The organism is Nonomuraea monospora, from assembly GCF_039531895.1.
GTDB lineage: Bacteria > Actinomycetota > Actinomycetes > Streptosporangiales > Streptosporangiaceae > Nonomuraea > Nonomuraea monospora.
This window is the reverse complement of the sequence record NZ_BAAAQX010000003.1, coordinates 258,121-278,667: the sequence shown is the minus strand read 5'-3', so window position 1 is coordinate 278,667 and position 20,547 is coordinate 258,121. Positions and strand designations below refer to the sequence as shown.

Below are 20,547 nucleotides of genomic sequence, written 5' to 3'. Positions count from 1 at the left end.
GGCAAGAGCCGTGGACACCTCAGGAGAGGTCCGGCGATGATGGCTGTATGCGCAAGCGTGGGCTGGTGTGGGGCGGGGCCGCGGTGGCGGTGGTGGCCGCGGCGGCGCTGATCTGGTATTTCGTACGGGTCGGGCTCGACGAGGCCGACAAGCTGGCCAGCGTGATCGGCCTGTTCTGCACCGTGGCGGGGCTGGCGGTGGCGATCTACGGCCTGCGCGACCGGCCTGCGCAGGCGGATGAAGCGCCAGGGGTGTCCGCGTCGGGGCCGAGGTCGGTCGCCATCGGGGGCGACAACTCGGGCATCGTCTCCACCGGCGACGGGACGACCAACGTCAGCATGCGCGCCGAGGCGTCCGGGCAGGGGCGGATCTACCAGGCCGGCGGAGATCAGACGATCAACGAGGAGTAGGCGCTAGCCCCGGCGGGCTTCGAGCGCGTCCAGGATCAGGTCCAGGCCGTAGAGGAACTCGCTGGCGTAGTCGTAGCCGGGCCGCATGGCGTGATCGACGATGATCTCCGCCAGGTACGGCAGCTCGTCCGCGGGCAGGTGCTCCAGGATGTTCCCGGCCACCTCCTCGACGTCGTCCGGCGTCATCACCGGCAGGTTCGACTCCTGGAGGACGAAGCCGCCCACGTAGCTGTCGATGAGCGAGATGGCGTGCGCGGCCATCGGCAGCGTGAACCCCGCCTCCCGCAGCACGCCGAGGACGGCGTTGTGGTGGCGCAGCGTGGCCAGGCCCGGGTTGCGGCGGGAGTCCATGAGGCCGAGTGCCCAGCTATGGCGCGACAGGACCTCGCGGGCGGAGCAGGCGCGCGCCCGTATCGCCTCCCGCCAGTCGTCGCCGCCGGGGGCGGGCAGCCGGATGGCGTCGAAGACCATGTCGACGACGCCGTCGAGGACGGCGTCCTTGTTCGGCACGTGGTGGTAGAGCGACATCGCCTCCACGCCCAGCTCCTGCGCCACCCGGCGCATCGTGATGGACTCCACGCCGCCGCGGTCCGCGACCCTGATCGCGGCTTCCAGCACGAGTGCCCTGCTGAGCGGTTGGGAGGGTGGCGACACGACGGCTCCGGCGAAATCGGCGATTGACAACCTTACAAGCGTAAGTCAGCCTTACAGGTGTAAGCCAGCGAGTGTGGAAGGAGACACGCCATGCCGATGCCGTTGTGGTGGGGGCACGTGAACAAGCGGGTGTTCAACCCGCGCGCCATCGCGAGCGGGAAGTATCCGGTGCTGACGCACGTCGGCCGCAAGTCGGGCGCGACCTACCGGACGCCGATGGACGCGCATCCGGTCGAGGGCGGCTACCTGTTCATCCTGGTGTACGGGTCGCGGTCGGACTGGGTGCAGAACGTGCTGGCGTCCGGTGACGCGCGCCTGCGGGTGGACGGCAAGGAGGTGGGCCTGACGGCTCCCCGCCTCGTGGAGAAGCAGGAGGCGTTCCAGGCCCTGCCGCAGACGGTGGCGCGCCCGCCGAAGGTGCTGCGCATCACCGAGTTCTTACGGATGGACCTGGCCGCAGGCTGAACGGCCGGAATCAGGCCTCAGGAACGCGGACGCGGACTCAGGCCGCAGCAACGCTGACGCGGAATCAGGCCTTGGGGACGCTGATGAGCAGGGCGTCGCCCTGGCCGCCGCCGCCGCACAGCCCCGCGGCGCCCAGCCCGCCACCACGCCGCCTGAGCTCGTACGCCAGCGTCAACACGATCCTGGCGCCCGAGGCCCCGATCGGGTGCCCCAGCGCGATGCCGCCGCCGTTGACGTTGACCTTGTCGAGGGGCACGCCCAGCTCCTTGGCCGACTGCAGCACCACGCTCGCGAACGCCTCGTTGATCTCCACGAGGTCCAGGTCGGCGGCCGTGACCCCCTGCTTGGCCATCGCCTGCTTGATGGCGTTGGCCGGCTGCGACTGCAGGGACGCGTCGGGGCCGGCGACGTTGCCGTGCCGGCCGATCTCGGCCAGCCAGGGCAGGCCGAGCTCCTCGGCCTTGGCCCTGGACATGACGACCACGGCGCAGGCGCCGTCGGAGATCTGGGAGGCGGAGCCGGCCGTGATGGTGCCGTCGGCGGCGAAGGCTGGGCGCAGCCTGGCCAGGGTCTCGACCGTGGTGTCGCCGCGCACGCCCTCGTCCTCCTTGACGACCAGCGGCTCGCCGCGGCGCTGCGGGATCTCGACGGGGACGATCTCGTCCTCGAAGGCGCCGTTCTTGGCGGCTGCGGCGGCGAGCTGGTGGGAGCGGGCCGACAGCGCGTCCTGCTCTTCCCTGCCGATGCCGAGGCGGGTGTTGTAGCGCTCGGTGGACTCGCCCATCGCGCACTGGTCGAACGCGCAGAACAGGCCGTCGTGCGCCATCGAGTCGACGACCTGCGAGCCGCCGTACTTGACGCCCTTGCGCAGACCGGGCAGCAGGTGCGGGGCGTTGGTCATGGACTCCATGCCGCCGGCCACCACGATGTCGAACTCGCCCGCCCTGATGAGCTGGTCGGCCAGGGCGATGGCGTCGAGGCCCGACAGGCACACCTTGTTGATGGTGACGGAGGGGACGGTCATCGGGATGCCGGCCTTGACGGCGGCCTGGCGGGAGGGGATCTGCCCGGCTCCGGCCTGGAGTACCTGACCCATGATGACGTACTCGACGGCTTCCGGCGCGACGCCGGCCCGCTCCAGCGCGGCCTTGATCGCGATGCCGCCCAGCTCGACGGCGGGCAGGCCGGACAGGGAGCCGAGGAGCTTGCCGATGGGGGTACGAGCTCCGGCGACGATGACGGAACTGGACATGACAACGGCCTCCTGTGCTCGCGCGTCCGGTCTTTGACACGATACCCACGAGTACGCCGTCGCTCGCCATGGAGGTAGGCCACACATGTTCATGCGGATCGACCACATCGGGATCGCCTGCCGTGATCTGGAGGAGAAGATCGAGCTCTTCTCCCGTACGTTCGAGCTCACGGTCGTGGCCAGGGAGGTCAACGAGGAGCAGGGAGTCAAGGAGGCGATGCTGCACATCGCCGACGGCGAAGGCGGGGGCTCCTACATTCAGCTCCTGGAGCCCCTCTCCGACGACTCTCCTGTGGGAAAATTCCTGGCGAAGCGGGGCGAAGGCGTCCATCACGTGGCGTTCGGGGTTCCGGACGTCGAAGAGGCCATGGCCACGATCGGCGAGAAGGGTGTGAGGCTCCTGGACGAGCGTCCCCGCCATGGGTCGATGGGCTCGCAGATCGCGTTCCTGCACCCGAAGGATGTGGGCGGGATGCTGACCGAGCTGGTCCAAGCGGCCAAACAAGATTAAACCCACACAAAACGTAAAAAACGTTCATATGTAACTAGTCACGCATAAAGATGGACGGGGCTTCGCAGGTGGCACCAGCGGAGTACGCTTGACCTTCCACCGGACATGGGGCCTGCCGAGAGGCACAGGCTCCTGGTACGGATGCCCCGAACCCCCCGTCCGGCCCGTGTAGCCGTCTCGACAACCCAGGATCGAGCCTCCATGCAGTCCGACATCGACGCCCAGCTCAACAACTTCTTCGAGGATGCCCCAGCACGCGAGTTCGACGTCGTGCTGCGGGGTTACGACCGGCATCAGGTCCACGATCACCTCAAGCAGCTCGACGGGGAGCTACGTCAGGCCCGCGAGCAGGTCGGCAACCTCCAGCGCGACCTGTCCGACTCCCAGCGCCAGCTACAGGAGCAGGAGCGCCCCACCTACTCCGGCCTCGGCGCCCGCATCGAGCAGCTCCTGCGCCTGGCCGAGGAGCAGGCCACCGAGCTCGTCCAGGCCGCCAGGTCCGAGGCCAACGAGATCAAGGCCGCCGCCAAGGTCGAGGCCGCCGACGTGCGGGCCGCCGCCGAGGCGGAGGCCGCCGAGAAGCGCGCCCAGGCGGCGCGCGAGAGCGACGAGATGCGGACGACCGCCGAGCGGGAGGCCGAGGACATCCGCTCGACCGCGCGCCGCGAGGCCGACGAGCTGACCAACACCACCGAGCGGGAGGCCGCCAAGCTGCGCGCCACCGCCGACCACGAGGTGGCGGAGAAGCGGGCCGACGCCGAGCGGGAGATCGCCAAGCTGCGCACCACCACCGAGCGCGAGGTCGCCCAGCTCCGCGCCTCGACCAAGCGCGAGCGCGACGAGGTGCTGACGACCGCCAAGCGGCAGGCCGACGAGATGCGCGCACAGGCGCAGCGGGTGCTGGAGGAGTCGGAGGCCAAGCGGGCGCAGGACGAGGCGGAGTTCGAGATCCAGCTCGCCTCCCGCCGCGAGGAGGCCGAGCGCCAGGAGGCCGAGCGCCACGCCACCGCGCAGGCCGCCACGCAGAAGCTGGTCGCCGAGGCCGAGCAGCGCGCCGCCACCGCCGAGTCGCGGGCCACGAAGGCCACGCAGCAGGCCGAGCAGACCCGCCGCGAGGCCGACCTGCACGCCAAGCAGCTCGTCGCCAACGCCCGCAAGAGCTCCGAGACCATCGTCTCCGAGGCCAAGAGCAGCGCCGAGACGATCGTCACCGAGGCCAAGAACGAGGCCGAGCGCACCCGTACGGCGATGCAGCGCCAGGTCGACGAGCTGACCCGGCAGCGTGACAGCATCACCAGCCACCTGGCCCAGCTCCGCCAGCTCCTCGGCGGCGCCGCCCTCCCCGGCATGGACCCCGAGCCCGCGGTCACCGCGGCCCCGCCGAAGCCCGCTCTCGCCGCGCCCGTGGCCGAGCCGGTGGCTCCGGCCACGACCCCCGCTCCCAAGGTGGAGGTCAAGAAGGCCGACGACGACGCCGAGTGGTGGCAGGAGTAACGCCGGACGAAGCGAAGACACACGGGGCTGAATGACGGCTGGGGAGAGCCTGGCGGCCTGATGGTCGCTAGGCTCTCTCTTTGCCGTCGGACGTGTACGAAGTGGTACGAGTCCGTCATGCTGTGTTGCCGATCCCCCTGGAGTGTGTCCCCCTTGTCCGCAGACGTCGAGCCGGTGACCACGCAGAAGGAAGAGCCGGAGGCCCGGGAAAAGGCCAAGGACGAGACCGGCCCCTCGTCGTACGGGCTGCCCGGCAAGCCGTTCGCCCGCGGCCCCTTCCTGTTCGGCCTGGTCGGCGGCCTGGGCGTGCTGACGGCGATCGCGCTGGCCCAGATGATCGTGGCCTCGCTCAGCACGATCATCCTGATCGTCGTGGCGATGTTCCTGGCCGTCGGCCTGAACCCGGCCGTCGAGGCCCTCCAGCGGCGCGGCCTGGCCAGGCGGGGCGCGATCTCGATCGTGTTCGCCGGGGTCATCGTGGCGTTCGCGCTGTTCGGGCTGGCGATCGTGCCGCCGGTGAGCAAGCAGCTCACCGAGTTCATCGACGCGGTGCCGGGTTACATCACGGAGCTGAGCAACCATCCGACGCTGCGCCAGCTCGACCAGGACTACCAGCTCCTCCCGCAGCTCAGGACGTTCGTGACGGGCACGCTGGGGCCGTCGCTGGCGACCGGCATCATGGGCGCGGGCCTGGTGGTGCTGAACGGCGTGTTCACCACGGTGACGCTGCTGGTGCTGATGCTGTACTTCCTCGGCTCGCTGCACACGATCAAGGACTACCTGCTCAAGCTCGTCCCGGCCTCGCGCAGGACGCGGACGCGGGCGATCTCCGAGGAGATCCTGTCCGGCATCGGCGGATACGTGGCCGGCAACGTGCTGATCTCGGTCATCGCGGGCGTGGTGACGTGGATCTTCCTGTCGATCGCGGGCGTGCAGTACGCGCTCGCGCTGTCCCTGGTGGTGGCGCTGACCGACCTGATCCCGCTGGTGGGCGCGACGATCGGCGCGGTGCTGGTGACGGCGGTGGCGCTGCTCGACTCGTGGCCCGCCGGGATCGCGTGCGCCGTCTTCTTCGTGGCCTACCAGCAGGTCGAGAACTACCTCATCTATCCCAGGGTGATGAAGCACTCGGTGAACGTGACGCCCGCGGTGACGGTGATCGCCGCGCTGTTCGGCGGCGCGCTGCTCGGCATCGTCGGCGCCCTGCTGGCCATCCCGGTGGCGGCGGCGATCTCGCTGATCATCCGCGAACTGGTGCTCCCCCGCCAGGACCGGGCCTGACAGGGCCCGGGGCTATCTGCGACCACCGCCCAGCTCGGCCTTGAGGAACTCGATCACCGCCGCGTTGAACGCCTCCGGCTGCTCGACCGCGCTGAGATGCCCGGCCCTGGGGATGATCTCCACCTTCCCTTCCTGCACGGCCTGCGCCATGGCGTCGGCGTCGGAGGGCGGCGACAGCTCGTCCTCCTCCCCCACGATGATCAGCAGCGGCACCTTGAGCGCGCTCAGCGTCTCGAACGAGTCGGGCCGCGCGGCCATGGCGCGCTGCGCCCAGGCCACGGCGCCCGGCGGCGCGGACTGCACCAGCCCCTTGACCCGGCCGACCACCATGGCCCTGCGTTCCCTGGTGGTCCGCCCGATGAGCGCGGGCAGCACCTCGGTGACCAGCACCTCGCTGCCCTCGGTCAGCACGGCCTGCGCGATGCGTTCCCTGTTGTCCCTGGCCGCGGGCGGGTCCTCGCCGGCCTTGGTGTCGGCCAGGATCACCCCGAGCACCCGGTCGGGGTGACGACGGCAGAACGCCATGGTCACGTAACCGCCCATCGACAACCCGCCGACGACCGCCCGGTCGATGCCCTCCTCGTCGAGCAGCCTGGCGACGTCGTCGGCCATCACATCGAGCGAGGGCTCGTCCTCACCCAGCCGCGACCCGCCGAAGCCGCGCAGGTCAGGGGTGATGACCCGGCAGACCTTGGCCAGCCCCTCCCGCTGGGCCAGCCACATGGCCGACGAGAGCGGGAACGCGTGAAGCAGCACAACCGGGATCCCGGTCCCGGCAGATCTCTTGTAGAGCTGCACGGATCACACGGTAGCCCGGTTCACGGCGACAATCACTCAATGGTCCATGCCGATCGGCCCTTAGTGCGCTGACAAAAGCCTCACTCGACTCATACCAGCCATAAATCTGACATTGCCCTACGAATAATTCACGCGCACAATCCAGGCACAGTGACGTGCATTCCGAGGTGACAGGCATGACAGGTCCCACAGGCATGGCAGGCACCCGCCCCGCGCTCCCTGACGCCACCAACGCCGACTTCCTGCTCCAGGCGTTGCGCGAGACGAACCTCCGCCGCGCCTACCACGACGTCCCGCCCCTGGCCATGGACCCCCTGCTCGTCGAGTACGCCAAAACCAGGGCGGCCGAGCTCTCCCGGCGGACCGGGTACGGCCCCGTGCGAGCGGGCACCGGCGAGATCGCCTACCACAGCGAGGGCGACGACATGAGCGGGGCCGCCGAGGCCGTGGCCGGCTGGTACGCCGAGCGGACGGGCTACGACTGGAACGATCCGCGCCCCTGCCACTTCAGCCAGCTCGTCTGGAGGTCCAGCAAGGCGATGGGCGCCGCCCGCGTGGCCGGCCAGGGCCCCTCGCACTACGAGACGTACATCGTCTTCGTCTTCGAGCCCGCGGGCAACGTCGAGGGCGAGCACCAGGAGAACGTGCCCCCGGCGTGAAAAAGCTCCGGTGGCCGGCCGGAAGACCGGCCACCGGAGACATTCGGATGGATCAGGCGGTGCGGATCAGGTCGCCTTGTCGATCGGCCTGAAGAGCTGCCAGAGCCGCCAGAGGATCGTCTTGCCCTTGGACCCGGCGGCCGGGTAGTCCGACGTCCACGGCTTGGAAGCCGGACCGTGACCCGTGCCCTGGTCGGCGATGCCCTCCGTCTGGGTCCTGCTGGTCCGCGTGGAGGCCCCGGTGGGATTCACCCTGCCGAGCTGCTCGTCGATCGACCGCTTCTGAGCCTCGCTCAGCCCGCGTGACTGCGACTGCCCGGTATTCGTCGACGTCCGCTGCGCCTTGGGCGGCGCCTGCCGCTGTGTCGCCCTGCGGCTGCTCGGACGTACCGCCGGCCGGTGCCTGACGGCGGCCTTGGGCCTGCTGGCCCGCCTGGTCACCGCCCTGCGCGCGGCCTCGGCCCGGCGCCTGGCCGCCGCGGCCCTGCGCTGTGCCGCCGCCGCCCTGCGCCTGGCGGCCGCGGCTGCCGCCCGCTGCCTGGCCAGTGCGGCCTTCTTCCTGGCCTGCATCGCGGCCCGCTTCCTGGCCGCCTCCGCCGCTCTCTTCCTCGCCGCTTCCGCCGCTCGCTTCCTGGCCGCCTCCGCGGCCCGCTTCCTGGCCGCCTCGGCGGCTCTCCTCCTGGCTGCCTCCAGGGCACGCCTCCTGGCGGCCTCGGCGGCCCTGCGCCTGGCCAGGGCGAGCGCCGCCCGCCTGGCCGCGGCCTGCGCCGCCCGCCTCGCCGCGATGCGCGCCGCGATCCTGATGCCGATGGCCACCGCGAACCACACCCACTGGCCGTCGGGGTCGGTCATCGTGATCGGGCTGTTGTTGGCGTAGGCGTAGGCGTTGAGCTGCTGCGGGTCGCTCTCGTCGATGATCGGGTCCACCGAGATGAAGCGGCCGTTCCTCGGGTCGTACTCACGGGCGCCGAGGTGGACGAGCCCGGTGGTGGCGTCGTTGGTGCCACCGACGAACCCGCGCTGTCCCGGCCACCACGGTGGCGCCGTGCCCCGGTCCTCGCCGAACGGGGTCTGCCTGCGGACGGCGATGTCGCCGGTGCCGGCGTTCACCATGGCCTGCGCGGTGCCCTGGTGGTCGTTGGCCATGAAGTAGACCTGGTTGTCCGGCATGCGCACCGCGATGGCCTCACCGCCGAAGGTGTAGTACCTGGTCTGCTCGACGACGTTCTTGGCGTAGTCGAGGCGCAGCTCCATGTCGTCGATGTAGAGGGTGGCGTCCGTGGCGGTCTTGCGGAGCAGGCGGTCGCCGTCCGCGTCGTAGATGAACGAGGTCGTCTTGCCGGCCTCGGTCACCGACTCCAGGTTGCCCTCGGCGTCCCACACCAGGCTCTGGTCGGAGTTGCCGACCTTGCGCCGGGTGGTGTTGCCCGCCGCGTCGTACTGGAACAGGTCCGATCCGACGCTCTGCAGCGCGTGCGGCTGCTTGCCGCCCGCCGCGGGGTACGTGGAGGTGCGGACGGTGTCGGCCAGGCCGCCCCAGCCGTGCTTGGTCTCCTTGGTCCGGTTGCCGGTGAGGTCGTAGGCGTAGCTGAACGCGTACGGCGCCACGCCGCCGATGGTCGTGGCCGTGGGGGTGCCCGCGGCGCAGTCGTCGGTGGCCGTCCACGCCGAGGTCAGCCGGCGCAGATGGTCGTACTTGAAGCACTGCGTGTCCTGCACGGCCTTGTCGGCGATCTTGGTGATGTTGCCGGCCGCGTCGTAGCTGTAGCTCAGGTCCAGGTCGCTGGCCGCCGCGCCCGACCTGTCCAGCCGCATGCTGGTCAGCCTGCGGGTGCCCTCGTCGTGGGTGTAGGTCAGCCAGGTCTTCTTGCTGCCCTCGCCCAGCTCGTACTGGAGCGTCTCACCCATCTTCGAGTAGCGGGCCGCGCTCACGTACGCCGACAGGCCGGTGACCTTGGTCGGCTGGCTGAGCGCGTCGTAGCTGTAGACGACCGACTCCTCCGCCAGCCCGCCGGCCGCGGGGAAGCTGACCGACTGGACCTGGTCGTCGAGCGTGTAGCGGGTGTTGAGCTGGTAGGAGCCTGCCAGCTTGCCCTCCCGCTCGGGGATGGTGATGGTCTGCCGCAGGGTGCGGTAGTCGGCGTCGATGGCGTTGATCTCGGCCTTGTAGGCCTGGCCGCCGACGTACCGGATGCTCGCGTGCAGCTCGCCCTTGGCCAGCGCGTCGTACTTCCACTCGGCCAGCAGGGCGCCGCTGGACGAGCCCTCGCGCAGTTGCGTCTGGCGGCCCAGGTCGTCGTAGCCGTACCACAGGGTCTTGCCGCGGGAGTCGGTGGTGGTGACGATCTCGTCGGCGTCGTTGTACGTGGTGGTCGTGACGCCCTTGTCCGGGTCCTCCGTCCTGATCTCCCTGCCGCGCAGGTCGTAGGTGTAGCGCCAGACGTTGCCCGCCGGGTCGGTCACCGTGGCCAGGCGTCCGGCCGGGTCGTAGGTGTATTTGGTGGCCTCGTACTCGCCGGTCGGGGTCGCGCCCTTGTACTGGCGCAGCTCGATCAGCCGGTCCTCGGCGTCACCGATGCGGGTCGTGGCCGTGCCGCCCGGCGGCGGGGTGACGTGCAGCCGGTCACCCTCCTCCTTGGCGGTCACGCGGTACTTCTCCACGCCCTTGACCTTGAGCACCTCGGCGTTGGCGTCGCCGGTGCCGTCGAACAGCGACACCACCTGGTTCGGGACGGCGGCGTCGGTCACCGCCAGCAGGTCGGTGGACGGGGTGCCCGTGGCGAAGTAGCCGGTGTTGGTCTTGTACTCCTCGCCCTGGGAGTTGTAGAAGGTGTCGGTGATCGTGCGCCCGTCACGCAGCGCGGGATCGCTCGCCTGGTCGTCGGTGGGCGCGGGCTCCTGGGTCTGGCGCTTGCGCATCATGCCGTCGTACAGCTCGTGGCTGACGGTGTACGCGCCGTCCGCGCCCAGCGTCTTGGTGGTGACGATGCTGGGGCCGTTGTTGCGCACCGTGTAGACGTACTCGGTGCTGGGCGACTGCCCCGCGGCCTTGCTGCGGTCGGCCTGCCAGACCTTGGTCAGGCGGCCGAGCGGGTCGTACTCCATGTCGACGCGGCGGTTGTTGGCGTCGACCTCGGAGACGGGCTCGCCCCAGGCCGGCTCGACCTGCGTGCGCTCGACGTGGCCGAGCGGGTTGGTCTCGGTGGTCTCCGTCGCCGGGCCGCCCGTGGCCGGGCTGTAGGCGGTGACGGACTTGGTGCCGACCGGGTCGGTCTCGCTGGTCTCCCGGCCGTAGACGTCGTAGGTGTGGGCGCTGCCGGTGATCGTCTGGCCGTCGGCGGAGACGAGCTCCTGCACCGCGGTCACGTCGCCCTTGGTCGGGGGCTGGCCGTGCGCCTGGTTGTCGTAGGCGATCTTCTCGTCGGAGAGCACCTCGCCGGCGGCGAGGGTGGAGACCCCGGTGCCGCAGCCCGCGGCGACCTGCTGGACCCTGCTCGGGTAGTCGATCATCCAGGACGTGTCGTTGCGGGCGTAGGTGTAGCGGGTGCACACGTCGTCGTCCGCGGTGGCCAGGTCGCCCTTCTCGTCCACCTGGAGGAGCAGGCCCTTGGCGTCGTACGAGCGCTCCTCGCCGGTACGCCGCCACTTGTCCCCCGGCATCGCGGTGCGGGTGACCATGGACTTGGCCTGCACCATGTGGGCGGCCTTGGTGACGCCGCCCTGCGTGGACTCGGCCGTCTTGGCCGACCACGGCTCCTCGGCGGTGGCGGTCGAGATCGGCCCGCCGTCGCCGTCGTAGAGGATCTCCTCCCGCTCCAGCCCGGCGTACTGGTCGAGGTCGTCGAGCTTGCCGCCCTCGGTGTCCTCCACCTGCACGCTGCGCTTGGTGCCGTCGGCCTGCTTGTCACCGTGCATGCCGCGGAAGTAGCGGAACTCCGTCAGCGTGCGCTTGGTGTCCTGCCCGTCGCCCTCGCGGACCTTGACCCGGCCGAACCCGCGGAAGTCCGACCACGTGCGGTGCTCGGGCTTGACCAGGATGTTCTCGGCGTAGCGCCAGCCCGCGCCGTCCAGGTACTCGTAGCTGGTGACGACGCTCGGCGAGGCCGCGACGCGGTCCACCTCGACGGTCTGCGCGACGACGTACTTGTGGAACCAGTCGGTCACCTCGCCCTCGTTCGGGGGCGCCCAGCGCTGCGGGAAGCACCGCTTGGTGTTCTTGTCGGCGGCCGGCAGCGCGCCGGCCTGGCACTCGGCGGGCGCGTAGTTGATCCGCAGCTCACCGCCGGACTCGTTGTTGATCGCCTGCACGCGCCACTTGACCAGCGGGGCCCGGCCCTCGTTCGCGTCCACCCGGTTGGGGAGCTGGATCCCGATGAAGGTGATCGGCGGGAGCGTCAGCGTGCCGCCCACGTGCCCGCTCTGCTGGATCGAGGCCAGCCACAGCGCGGGGCTGAGGCCGTCGCCCGGGGCGGGGAACTGGTGCTTCAGCGCCCACGAGTCCACCGCGTAGTACTGCCCGGCCGCGTTGAGCACCTGGGTGGTGACCTTGGTCAGCCGCTTGCGGGTGAAGAACGTCGGCGTCGTGCGGTCGGTGCACTTCACGCCCGAGTCGCAGATCTGGTCGAAGGGGACGTCCGGCCAGCTGCTGGCGGTCTCCTTCTTCAGCTCCGCGGGCGCGCAGGTGATCGTGCCGCTCGGCAGGCAGCGCTCGGCCACCTCGAACAGCACGCGCGTCGCCGGCGTCTTGGTGAACAGCTCGCCCTTGAGGTAGCCGTAGTCGATGCGGGTCAGGTACGCGGCGCGGTCGTAGACGGTGCCCAGCTCGGGCTTGCCGTTACGGCCGTAGTAGTTCTTCTCCTGCGTGTACCAGTAGGTGGTGGCGTTGCCGTGGGTGTCGACGGCGTAGTCCAGGTTCCACCGGTAGGCCTGCTGGCACCAGGCGTTGGCCGGGGTGCTGTTGTAGCAGGGCTCGCCGCTGTTGTTGCCGAACACCGGCACCGTCTGGACCGACTTGGTCTCGGCCTTGCCCGTCGCCCAGCCGGCCAGGCGGTTCAGGCCGAAGGTGTACTGGACGCCGTCGGGCGTGGTGACCCGCCAGTACTCGCCGTTGTTGTCGCCGTTGGTCGCGCCCGTGAGGGCCTCGACGCGGGTGCCGTCGTCGCGCTTGGGCCGCCACTGCTTGGACGTGGCGTCCTTGATCAGCTCGACGGTGGTGCTGCCCAGCGTCAGGGCCGCGTTCTCCTGGTCCCAGCACAGGTCGCCGGTCTTCTTGCCGTCGATCATGCAGGACTTGTAGCGGCGCTCGATGTAGCCGCCGGGGCTCAGCTCGAAGCCCTCACCGGCCCAGGACGCCTGGTTGTTGGTGGAGGCGGTGCGGCCGTCCACGCTCTGCGAGGAGTAGGAGAGCGCCACCTCCGGCTCGTCGCCGCCCAGCGCGGGCGGCACGCGCAGCTCGTAGCCCCAGGAGAAGTCGCCGGACTGGGTGCCGACGCTCCAGTCAGCCGACGGGGACAGCGAGGTGGCCGAGTGGTCGCCGGACTGGCCGGACGGGGCGGCGGCCAGCGCGTACACGGCTCCGGCCTCGACGTCGGCGCTCAGCGTGCCCGTCTTGGGGTCGTTGGTGCTCTTGACGGGCTCGGGCTGCGGGCAGCTCGCGGTCGCCGTGGCCGACTTCAGCGCGCATTCCTGCAGCTTGACCATGCCGAGGCGGGCGCCGTAGTCGCCGCCGTAGGCGTAGCGGAAGCCGGAGTAGTCGATCTTCAGCGGGGTCTTCTTGGCGGCCTTGGCCGCCACCGCCACGCCCTGCCCCGGCGAGACCCGCATCGCCAGGCCGAGCCGGTCGGTCTCGAGCAGCTCCACGCTCACCGGGTCGGCGCTCAGGTCGGCGCTGTTGTCGGCGGCCACCTGCACGGGGAACCCGGCGACCGACTTGGCGCTCTTGCTCAGCTCCGCCTTCTGTGGTTTGGGCCAGGTGACGCCTGGTGGCGCCTTCCACGCCTGTTTCTGTACGGGATCGGCGAGCGGCGGCGTCACCGGCACACTGGTGCCCGTGACCGGCGCCTCGCGCTGCACGGACGGGGCCTCCCGTGGCGCGGCCTGCGCGGGCATCGCGTAGACCAGCGGCACGGTGACGGCGATCGCGAGGGAGGCCGCCAGCCTGCGCGGCCAGGGGGACTCGGGCTTGGCCTCGTCCCGGTAGTTGTTCCAGGACGTGTCGGGAAGGTGGGGTTCGTCGGTTTCCTGAAAACGATTCCAGCGGGATTCGGGCAGGTCTAACTCATCCTGCGGGTCCATGTACCTCTCCCAGTGCGGGGGGCGGAAACGGGACTTACTGGGCGGCTAGCTGGGCGATCTGCTCGGCGCTGAGTACGCCGTCGTACGTGCGGACGTCATCGACGGTCCCCGGCCAGTGGCCGGTGAAGACGCCCGCGGCCTTGGTCCGGCCCAGTTGCAGCGGGCCGGTGGCGTTCCAGTTGCTCAGGTGACTGGTGACGGTGGTGGTGGACAGGCGGCCGTTGACGTAGATGCGGAGCTCACCGGCGAGGGGGTCGTACACGCCGGCGACGTGCGTCCATTCGAGAGGGTTGGGGATGGCGTCGGAACGGGTTCTGACGAGGGCGGCTGTGTCGGTGTCGGCGGCGGCCATGCCCAGTGACCACCTGCCCTGCTCCTTGTCGAAGCCGAGCTGGAACCCGGCGGCCCGCCCGCCAGGCTGCGCCACGGCCGCCGTGTCGCGGGTGGGCAGGTAGTCGAGCTGCGTCCAGGCGGTGACGGTGAAGCCGGTCCTGGTGTTGACGGCCGGGGCGCTCGTCTGGGCGTAGCCGTCCACGCCGTCGAGCGCGAGCGCCCCGTCCAGCCAGCCCGACGTCCACGAGGCGGCTCCGGACAGCGTCGCGGCGGTCGCCCGGCCCGAGGAGTCGGCCGCCGACACGCCGGACTCCTCGTCCAGCGTCCAGTGGCCCACCAGCGTGGCAGCGCTGTTGACCAGATCGGCGATCTCGTCGGCGAACATGGCGCGGCCGTAGGCGCGCACCTCGTCGACGTCTCCGGGCCAGTACTCCGAAGCCGCCCCGCCGACCTTCCCTCGGCCGATCGTCAGGGGGCCCGTGGCGTTCCATGGTGCGGTGACGGCGGCCGTGCCCTCCAGCTTGCCGTTCACGTAGAGGGAGATCTGGCCGGCCGCCGAGTCGTAGACGCCGGTCAGGTGGGTCCACTCGTTCAGCCGGGGCGCGGCGGCCGACAGCGCGCGCACGGTGGCCGCGCCGTCGGCGTCGGAGCCTGCCAGGGTGAGCGCCCAGCGGTCATTGGCCTTGACGTACTGCAGGGCGAACGCGCCCGTCCTGCCGCCTTCCTGGGTGACGGCGGTGGCGGAGGCGGCGTTGCCGGTCAGCCGGGCCCAGGCGCTGACGGTGAAGTTGCGGCTGGTGTCGATGACGGGAGCCGAGGTCTGCGCGTAGGAGTTGGCCAGCTTGAGCGCGCCGCCGGTCTTGCCGGTGGTCCAGGTCGCTCCGCTGAGCGTGGCCGGGTGCGCGCCCGTGGCGTCGGCGGCCCTCGTGCCCTGGCCCTCGTCCAGCATCCAGTGGCCGCTGGGGCCCCTGCCCGCGTTGACGTTGAAGACGTAGGTGCGGATCGGGCCGAGCTGGCCCGCGCGGTCCTTGCTGCGCACCGCCAGCACGTTCGGGCCGTCGTGGCGCGGGGTCAGCGCGATCGTGGCCGAGCCGTCCTGGCCTGCGGCGACCTCCGTCTTGGGCGTGGTGTCCAGGCCGTAGACGTAGGTGGCCACGTCGGCGACGCCGTTCGAGCCGAAGGTGAACGTGCCGGGCAGGCCGACGCCGTCGTTCCAGGAGTCCTCGGTGTACTGCGGCGAGGAGACCAGCGGCTCCCTGCCGGGCGCGGTGGCGTCCACGGTGGCCTCGCACCAGGGGCTCCAGGCGCTGTTGGCCTTGCCGTCCTCGGCCCGCACCCGCCAGCGGATCAGCGCGCCGTCGGCGTACAGGGTGGCCGGGATCGTGGCGGAGAACGCGGTGCCGGTGGAGCCGAGCGGGCTGAGGTACTCGCCGGACTTCACGCCCGCGGCGTTGTACCACTCGAAGCGGCCCCTGACCGAGTTGTCGGTGTCCTTCAGCTTGGCCCACAGCTTGGGCACGGACGTGCTGATGACCGGCCGGCCGTCACCGGAGACGCACGGGCCGCCCGGGTCCGACCACACGTCGGCCGCCAGCGGGTCGGCCGGGATCGAGTTGTACTCGATGACCAGGCTCGGGTTGTTCTTGAACTTCTTCCACGCGTAGACGTCGGTCTCGCTGGTGGCCCGCAGGCCGATGGTGACGTTCGGCCAGGCCTTGGCCGCGGCGTTGACGACCTGCGGCGTCACGTCGAACTCCACGCCGCCGGGCAGACAGCTCGCGCCCCAGCCCTTGGCGATGTTCTTGGTGTCCAGCAGCGTCACCCAGGCGGGCTGCTTGTTCCAGGTGGTGGCCTTGCTGATGGAGTTGGTGGCCCACGCCTCGACCTTGCGGGCGCTGCACGAGTACGACCACGTCTCGTACGTGCGCAGCGTCGCCTTGATGATCTGCTTGCCGTGGATGGTGGAGCCGGTGTTCATCTGGAAGAACGAGCGGTTCTTCTGCGACTCGACGTGCCCCACCCTGGCGACGTCGCTGGAGTTGAGGTAGTTGGAGTTCGGCCAGTTGCTCCACACGGCGGTCCAGGCGTTGCGCGCGGCCGAGAAGTACGGGTCCAGGTAGACGGGGAACTTGGTGTCCGCGGCCGTCAGCATCTTCCTGTCGGGCTTGAGCCGCAGGTTCCTGCCCTTCAGCTCGACGCCCATGGTGGCCTCGCGGGCCTCGGGCGAGCGGCCCTCCTTGAGCGCCTTCTGGCTGGTGATGCCCTCGGAGTCCCACATCTTCGGGGTGGGCGCGACGAACAGCGTGCCCTCGTTCCCGTCGGTGGCCTCCAGGTTGCCCGCCTTGTCGGCCGCCAGCTTCAGCCCGTCGGCCGACAGCGGGTACGTCAGCTCCGCCAGCCCCTCGGCGGCGGCCCGCGACTTGACCACCAGCAGGTGCGAGAAGCCGTCCACGTCGGCGGTGACCTGGAGGTCCACGCCCGGCATGACCTCGGCGTAGGTGGCGGTGTCGCCGCTCAGCGTGGGCTTGGGCAGCGTGCCCGTCCAGCCCAGCTCCATCGACTTGCCGCCGCGCGACAGACGGGCGAGCGAGGCGTCGCCGCCGCCGGAGAACGTCAGCCCGACCGCGGCGGCCACCGGCTCCACCGCGCCGTCGGGACGCAGGCGCAGCGTGGTGTCCACGGGGACCCAGCGGCCCTCCTTGCGCACCCGGATGGGCCGGACGTTCAGCTCCATGGACAGCGTGCCGTCGGGCTTGGCGTAGACGGTGCGCGTCTCGCTGCGCATCGACTCGATCTCGACCGGCCTGCCCGCGTCGCGGGCCGCGGCGACCGCGGCGCGCTCCTGCGCAGGCTGCGAGGCCGGGGGCCGTTCTGGTTCGTCCTGGGCGGCCACCGGTTGGGGGACCGTCAATGCCGTGATAGATAACGCCGCCGCGACCAGACCATGCACAACCCGCATACGAACCTCGCCCATGCCGAGCAGGGGTTACGCCCGGGACGGAGGCCGCCCGGCGTCTCCACGATCTTCTGTTGACGATCGGATTCTCACTCCGGGTCGTACACGCGGTCCATAGTTCTGGTCATTCTGCTCAAAGATTTCTTCATGACCGCACTATCTGCGGAGCTTTCCGTCAGACCTCCGTGGGGAGCGGCCAGGCGGCCGGATTGACCCGCTTGACGATCTCGTCCAGCACTGTGCGGACGTACGGCTCCCCCACCCACAGGTGCTTGGCCCCGTCCACGCCGATCACCTCGGCCTGCGGCACCCTGGCGAACCGGGCGCGGGCCTCCTCCGGCCGCAGGTAGTCGTCGAACTCCGGCACCAGCGCCGTCAGTGGCCGGCCGAACCGCGCCCAGGCGTCGAGGTCGGCGTCGGTGGCCCTGTGCAGCGGCGGCGACAGCAGGATCGCGCCCTCCACCAGCGGGTCGTGCGCCCACTTCAAGGCCAGCTCGGTGCCGAACGACCAGCCGACCACCCACACGTGCGGCAGGTCGTGGTACTCGGCGTACTCCAGGGCCGCCGCCACGTCGTACCGCTCGCCCTCGCCGCCGTCGAAGGCGCCCTGCGAGGTGCCTCGGTCCGAGGAGGTGCCGCGGGTGTTGAAGCGCAGCACCGCCAGGTCGGCCAGCGCGGGCAGCCGGTTGGCGGCCTTCTTGTAGACGTGGCTGTCCATGAAACCGCCGTGGGTGGGCAGCGGGTGCAGGGTGACCAGCGTCGCCACGGGCGGCCGGTCGAGGGGCTGGGCCAGCTCGCCGACCAGGGTGAGGCCGTCGGCCGTGTGCAGCTCGATCGGCTCGCGCCGGGCGGGCAGCTCGGTCGCCGCGCGAATCTCCACAGGGGTCCCTTCCATAGGCGGGGTGCGGCGGGGCCGCGGTCTTCAGCAGCGGGTACGGCCGGGGCCGCGGGTCTTCAGTAGCGGGTACGGCCGGGGCCGCGGTCGAGTCTCTTGCGCCAGCAGGTCTGGTGCCAGTGGCGGCGCTCCTCGTCGCCGCCCGGCCAGTTGGGCCAGGCCACGACGTGCGGCTGACCGCTGCGGATCTCCTGGTCGCAGCCGGGGCACCGGTAGTTCTTGGTCGAGGAGGAGCCGGTGAGCATGCGCACCTTCCACTCCCCGTCGGGCCACTCCTCCACCTTGTCCAGGCCGGTCGGGAAGCCGAAGGGGCGGGAGGACTCCCTGCGGCGGGCGCGACGGGGGCTCATCGGCGCGGGAACTCGCTCGCGCCGGCGGTGACGAGCTGATCGAGCAGGGGGGCGGGGGCGAAGGCGGGCTCGCGGTACTCGGCGTACAGCGCGCGCAGGCCGTCGCGTACCCGGGCCAGGCCCAGTGACTCCAGCGTCTCGAAAGGGCCGGCCGGATAGCCGCAGCCCAGCCGCATGGCCGCGTCGATGTCGCCGATCGAGGCGTAGCCCGAGTCGTACATGCGCACGGCGTCGTTCAGATAAGGCAGCAGCAGCGCGTCCACCACGAACCCGGCCCTGTCCTTGCACGCCACCGGCGTCAGCCCGGCCACCTTCATCAGGTCGGTGGCCGCTCTGGCCGCGTCGCCGGAGGTCAGCACGGTGGCCGCGAGCTCGGCCACCTGGTCGCCGACGAGGTGCACGCCGACCATCGTGGCGGGGTCGGGCAGCCGTACGGCGTGCTCGACCACCGGCCGGTCGGCCAGCCGCAGCACGACGTCGGCGCCCTCGCCCACCCGCTTGAACCCGGCCGCCGCCAGCCGTCGCGCCAGCTCCTCCGCGTCCTCCCCCACGATGTCGAACGAGATCACCCCGGACCGCCCTGGCGCGCAGGAGCGCGCCTGCTCCTCACCGTAGAACCCGCGCCCCGACTTGCGCCCCAGCAGGCCGGCGGTGACCAGCTCGCGCAGCAGCGGCGCCGGCGCGTGCCTGCGGTCGCGGGTCTCGTCGAAGAGCACCCCCATCACCTCGTACGCGGTGTCGAGCCCGATCAGGTCGAGCAGCGTGAACGGCCCCATCGGCAGCCCCACGCCCTGCTTCATCGCCAGGTCGATGTCGTCGCGCCCGGCCACGCCCTGCTCCATGAGCACGGCGGCGTGGTTGAGGTAGGGCAGCAGCAGGCGGTTGACCACGAACCCGGCGCGGTCGCCCACGCTCACCGCGGTCTTACCCAGGCGGCCGGCCAGCTCGGTGACGTCGCTGACCACGGCGGGCTCGCTCACCACCGTGCTCACGACCTCGACCAGCCGCATGACCGGCGCGGGGTTGAAGAAGTGCATGCCGACCACCCGCCCGGGACGCCCGGTGGCGGCGGCGACGGCGGTGACGGACAGGGAGGAGGTGTTGGTGGCCAGCACCGTCTCGGGCTTGCAGACGCGGTCGAGGTCGCGGAACAGCGAGACCTTGTAGTCGAGGATCTCGGGGATGGCCTCGACGACCAGGTCGGCGTCCCGCAGATCCTCCCTGGCCGTGGTCAGCGTCACGCGGCCGAGGATCTCCGCCCGCTCCCCAGCGGTCAGCCTGCCCTTGTCGACGGCGCGGCCGGTGGACCTCTCCAGATGGCCGCGCCCCCTGGCCAGCGCCTCGGCGTCGGCCTCGACCCCGATCACGCGCAGCCCCGCCCGCGCGAACACCTCCGCGATCCCGGCACCCATCGTGCCGAGACCGACCACACCCACCCGTTCGAACGCCATGCGTCCAGTTTTCCAGAGGCACTAAGGTGGACGGTCATGCGGCTGGTCATCGCGCGATGCAGCGTGGATTACATCGGACGGCTCACGGCTCACCTGCCGATGGCGCCGAGGCTCTTGCTCATCAAGGCGGACGGCAGCGTGAGCATTCACGCCGACGACCGCGCCTTCAAGCCGCTCAACTGGATGAATCCGCCGTGCAAGCTCAAGGAGGACGGCGAGACCTGGACGGTCACCCACGGCAAGACCGGCGAGAAGCTGGTCCTGACCATGGCGGAGATCCTCCACGACTCCAGTCACGAGCTGGGCGTCGACCCGGGCCTGATCAAGGACGGCGTCGAGGCGCACCTGCAGGAGCTGCTCGCCGAGCACATCACGACGCTGGGCGACGGCTACTCGCTGATCCGGCGCGAGTACATGACGGCGATCGGGCCCGTGGACATCCTGTGCAGGGACTCCACGGGGGCGACGGTGGCGGTGGAGATCAAGCGGCGCGGTGAGATCGACGGCGTCGAGCAGCTCACCCGCTACCTGGAGCTGCTCAACCGCGATCCGCTGCTGTCGCCGGTGCGCGGCGTCTTCGCCGCCCAGGAGATCAAGCCGCAGGCCAGGGTGCTGGCCACCGACCGCGGCATCGACTGCGTGACGCTCGACTACGACGCCCTGCGCGGCATCGAGCCGGAGAACCCGACCCTCTTCTAGCCGTCCCCTTCGCCGGGGACGGCTTTCCCATGCTCGGATATTCCA

Annotated in this window: 15 protein-coding genes; 7 read left to right on the top strand and 8 right to left on the bottom strand. The window is 70.7% G+C overall.

Annotated features, from left to right (window positions below; genetic code table 11):
- Positions 1-47 precede the first annotated feature (47 nt).
- Positions 48-410 carry a hypothetical protein gene (locus ABD331_RS07760; RefSeq protein ID WP_344472055.1) on the top strand — a complete coding sequence of 121 codons (363 nt, stop codon included), beginning with the start codon at positions 48-50 and terminating at the stop codon, positions 408-410.
- 3 nt (positions 411-413) lie between these two features.
- Here ABD331_RS07760 and ABD331_RS07755 read toward each other — a convergent pair whose 3' ends face one another.
- Positions 414-1,094, bottom strand: a complete 681-nt coding sequence (locus ABD331_RS07755) for a TetR/AcrR family transcriptional regulator (RefSeq protein ID WP_344472054.1) — start codon at positions 1,092-1,094, stop codon at positions 414-416.
- A 60-nt stretch (positions 1,095-1,154) separates the two neighbouring features.
- Here ABD331_RS07755 and ABD331_RS07750 point away from each other — a divergent pair, with 60 nt between their 5' ends.
- A complete protein-coding gene (locus ABD331_RS07750; RefSeq protein ID WP_344472052.1) occupies positions 1,155-1,529 on the top strand; it encodes a nitroreductase family deazaflavin-dependent oxidoreductase in 375 nt (124 codons plus the stop codon).
- Between the two features lie 64 nt (positions 1,530-1,593).
- Here the strand turns inward: ABD331_RS07750 and ABD331_RS07745 are convergent, their stop codons facing one another.
- Positions 1,594-2,781 carry an acetyl-CoA C-acetyltransferase gene (locus ABD331_RS07745; protein ID WP_344472049.1) on the bottom strand — a complete coding sequence of 396 codons (1,188 nt, stop codon included), beginning with the start codon at positions 2,779-2,781 and terminating at the stop codon, positions 1,594-1,596.
- A gap of 85 nt (positions 2,782-2,866) precedes the next feature.
- Between ABD331_RS07745 and mce the strand changes: the two genes are divergently transcribed.
- The 3 genes from mce (at position 2,867) to ABD331_RS07730 (ending at position 6,067) form a co-directional block, all read left to right on the top strand.
- Positions 2,867-3,292 (top strand): methylmalonyl-CoA epimerase, encoded by a 426-nt coding sequence (mce, locus tag ABD331_RS07740; protein WP_344472047.1) that lies wholly within the window; start codon positions 2,867-2,869, stop codon positions 3,290-3,292.
- A gap of 201 nt (positions 3,293-3,493) precedes the next feature.
- Complete coding sequence (locus ABD331_RS07735; RefSeq protein ID WP_344472045.1) at positions 3,494-4,786, top strand: DivIVA domain-containing protein; 1,293 nt, start codon at positions 3,494-3,496, stop codon at positions 4,784-4,786.
- A 153-nt stretch (positions 4,787-4,939) separates the two neighbouring features.
- Positions 4,940-6,067 carry an AI-2E family transporter gene (locus ABD331_RS07730; protein WP_344472043.1) on the top strand — a complete coding sequence of 376 codons (1,128 nt, stop codon included), beginning with the start codon at positions 4,940-4,942 and terminating at the stop codon, positions 6,065-6,067.
- A gap of 12 nt (positions 6,068-6,079) precedes the next feature.
- Here the strand turns inward: ABD331_RS07730 and ABD331_RS07725 are convergent, their stop codons facing one another.
- A complete protein-coding gene (locus tag ABD331_RS07725; RefSeq protein ID WP_344472041.1) occupies positions 6,080-6,823 on the bottom strand; it encodes an alpha/beta fold hydrolase in 744 nt (247 codons plus the stop codon).
- 218 nt (positions 6,824-7,041) lie between these two features.
- Between ABD331_RS07725 and ABD331_RS07720 the strand changes: the two genes are divergently transcribed.
- Positions 7,042-7,524 (top strand): CAP domain-containing protein, encoded by a 483-nt coding sequence (locus ABD331_RS07720; protein ID WP_344472039.1) that lies wholly within the window; start codon positions 7,042-7,044, stop codon positions 7,522-7,524.
- 66 nt (positions 7,525-7,590) lie between these two features.
- Here the strand turns inward: ABD331_RS07720 and ABD331_RS07715 are convergent, their stop codons facing one another.
- From ABD331_RS07715 to ABD331_RS07695, 5 genes are all read right to left on the bottom strand, one after another.
- Entirely contained in the window at positions 7,591-13,818 is a 6,228-nt protein-coding gene (locus tag ABD331_RS07715) for an RHS repeat domain-containing protein (protein ID WP_344472037.1), read from the bottom strand.
- A 34-nt stretch (positions 13,819-13,852) separates the two neighbouring features.
- Complete coding sequence (locus tag ABD331_RS07710; RefSeq protein ID WP_344472035.1) at positions 13,853-17,062, bottom strand: LamG-like jellyroll fold domain-containing protein; 3,210 nt, start codon at positions 17,060-17,062, stop codon at positions 13,853-13,855.
- Positions 17,063-17,282: 220 nt separating this feature from the next.
- The gene (locus ABD331_RS07705; RefSeq protein ID WP_344472033.1) at positions 17,283-17,987 is read right to left on the bottom strand and encodes an alpha/beta hydrolase; all 705 of its coding nucleotides are present in this window, start codon (positions 17,985-17,987) and stop codon (positions 17,283-17,285) included.
- Positions 17,988-18,061: 74 nt separating this feature from the next.
- Positions 18,062-18,352: an ATP/GTP-binding protein gene (locus ABD331_RS07700; RefSeq protein WP_344472031.1), complete on the bottom strand. Its 291-nt coding sequence runs from the start codon at positions 18,350-18,352 to the stop codon at positions 18,062-18,064.
- Entirely contained in the window at positions 18,349-19,803 is a 1,455-nt protein-coding gene (locus ABD331_RS07695; protein WP_344472029.1) for a 3-hydroxyacyl-CoA dehydrogenase family protein, read from the bottom strand. Before ABD331_RS07695 ends, ABD331_RS07700 begins: the two co-directional genes overlap by 4 nt.
- A 36-nt stretch (positions 19,804-19,839) precedes the next feature.
- Here ABD331_RS07695 and nucS point away from each other — a divergent pair, with 36 nt between their 5' ends.
- On the top strand, positions 19,840-20,502 hold the full coding sequence (nucS, locus tag ABD331_RS07690) for an endonuclease NucS (protein ID WP_344472027.1): 663 nt from the start codon (positions 19,840-19,842) through the stop codon (positions 20,500-20,502).
- The last annotated feature ends 45 nt before the right edge of the window (positions 20,503-20,547 follow it).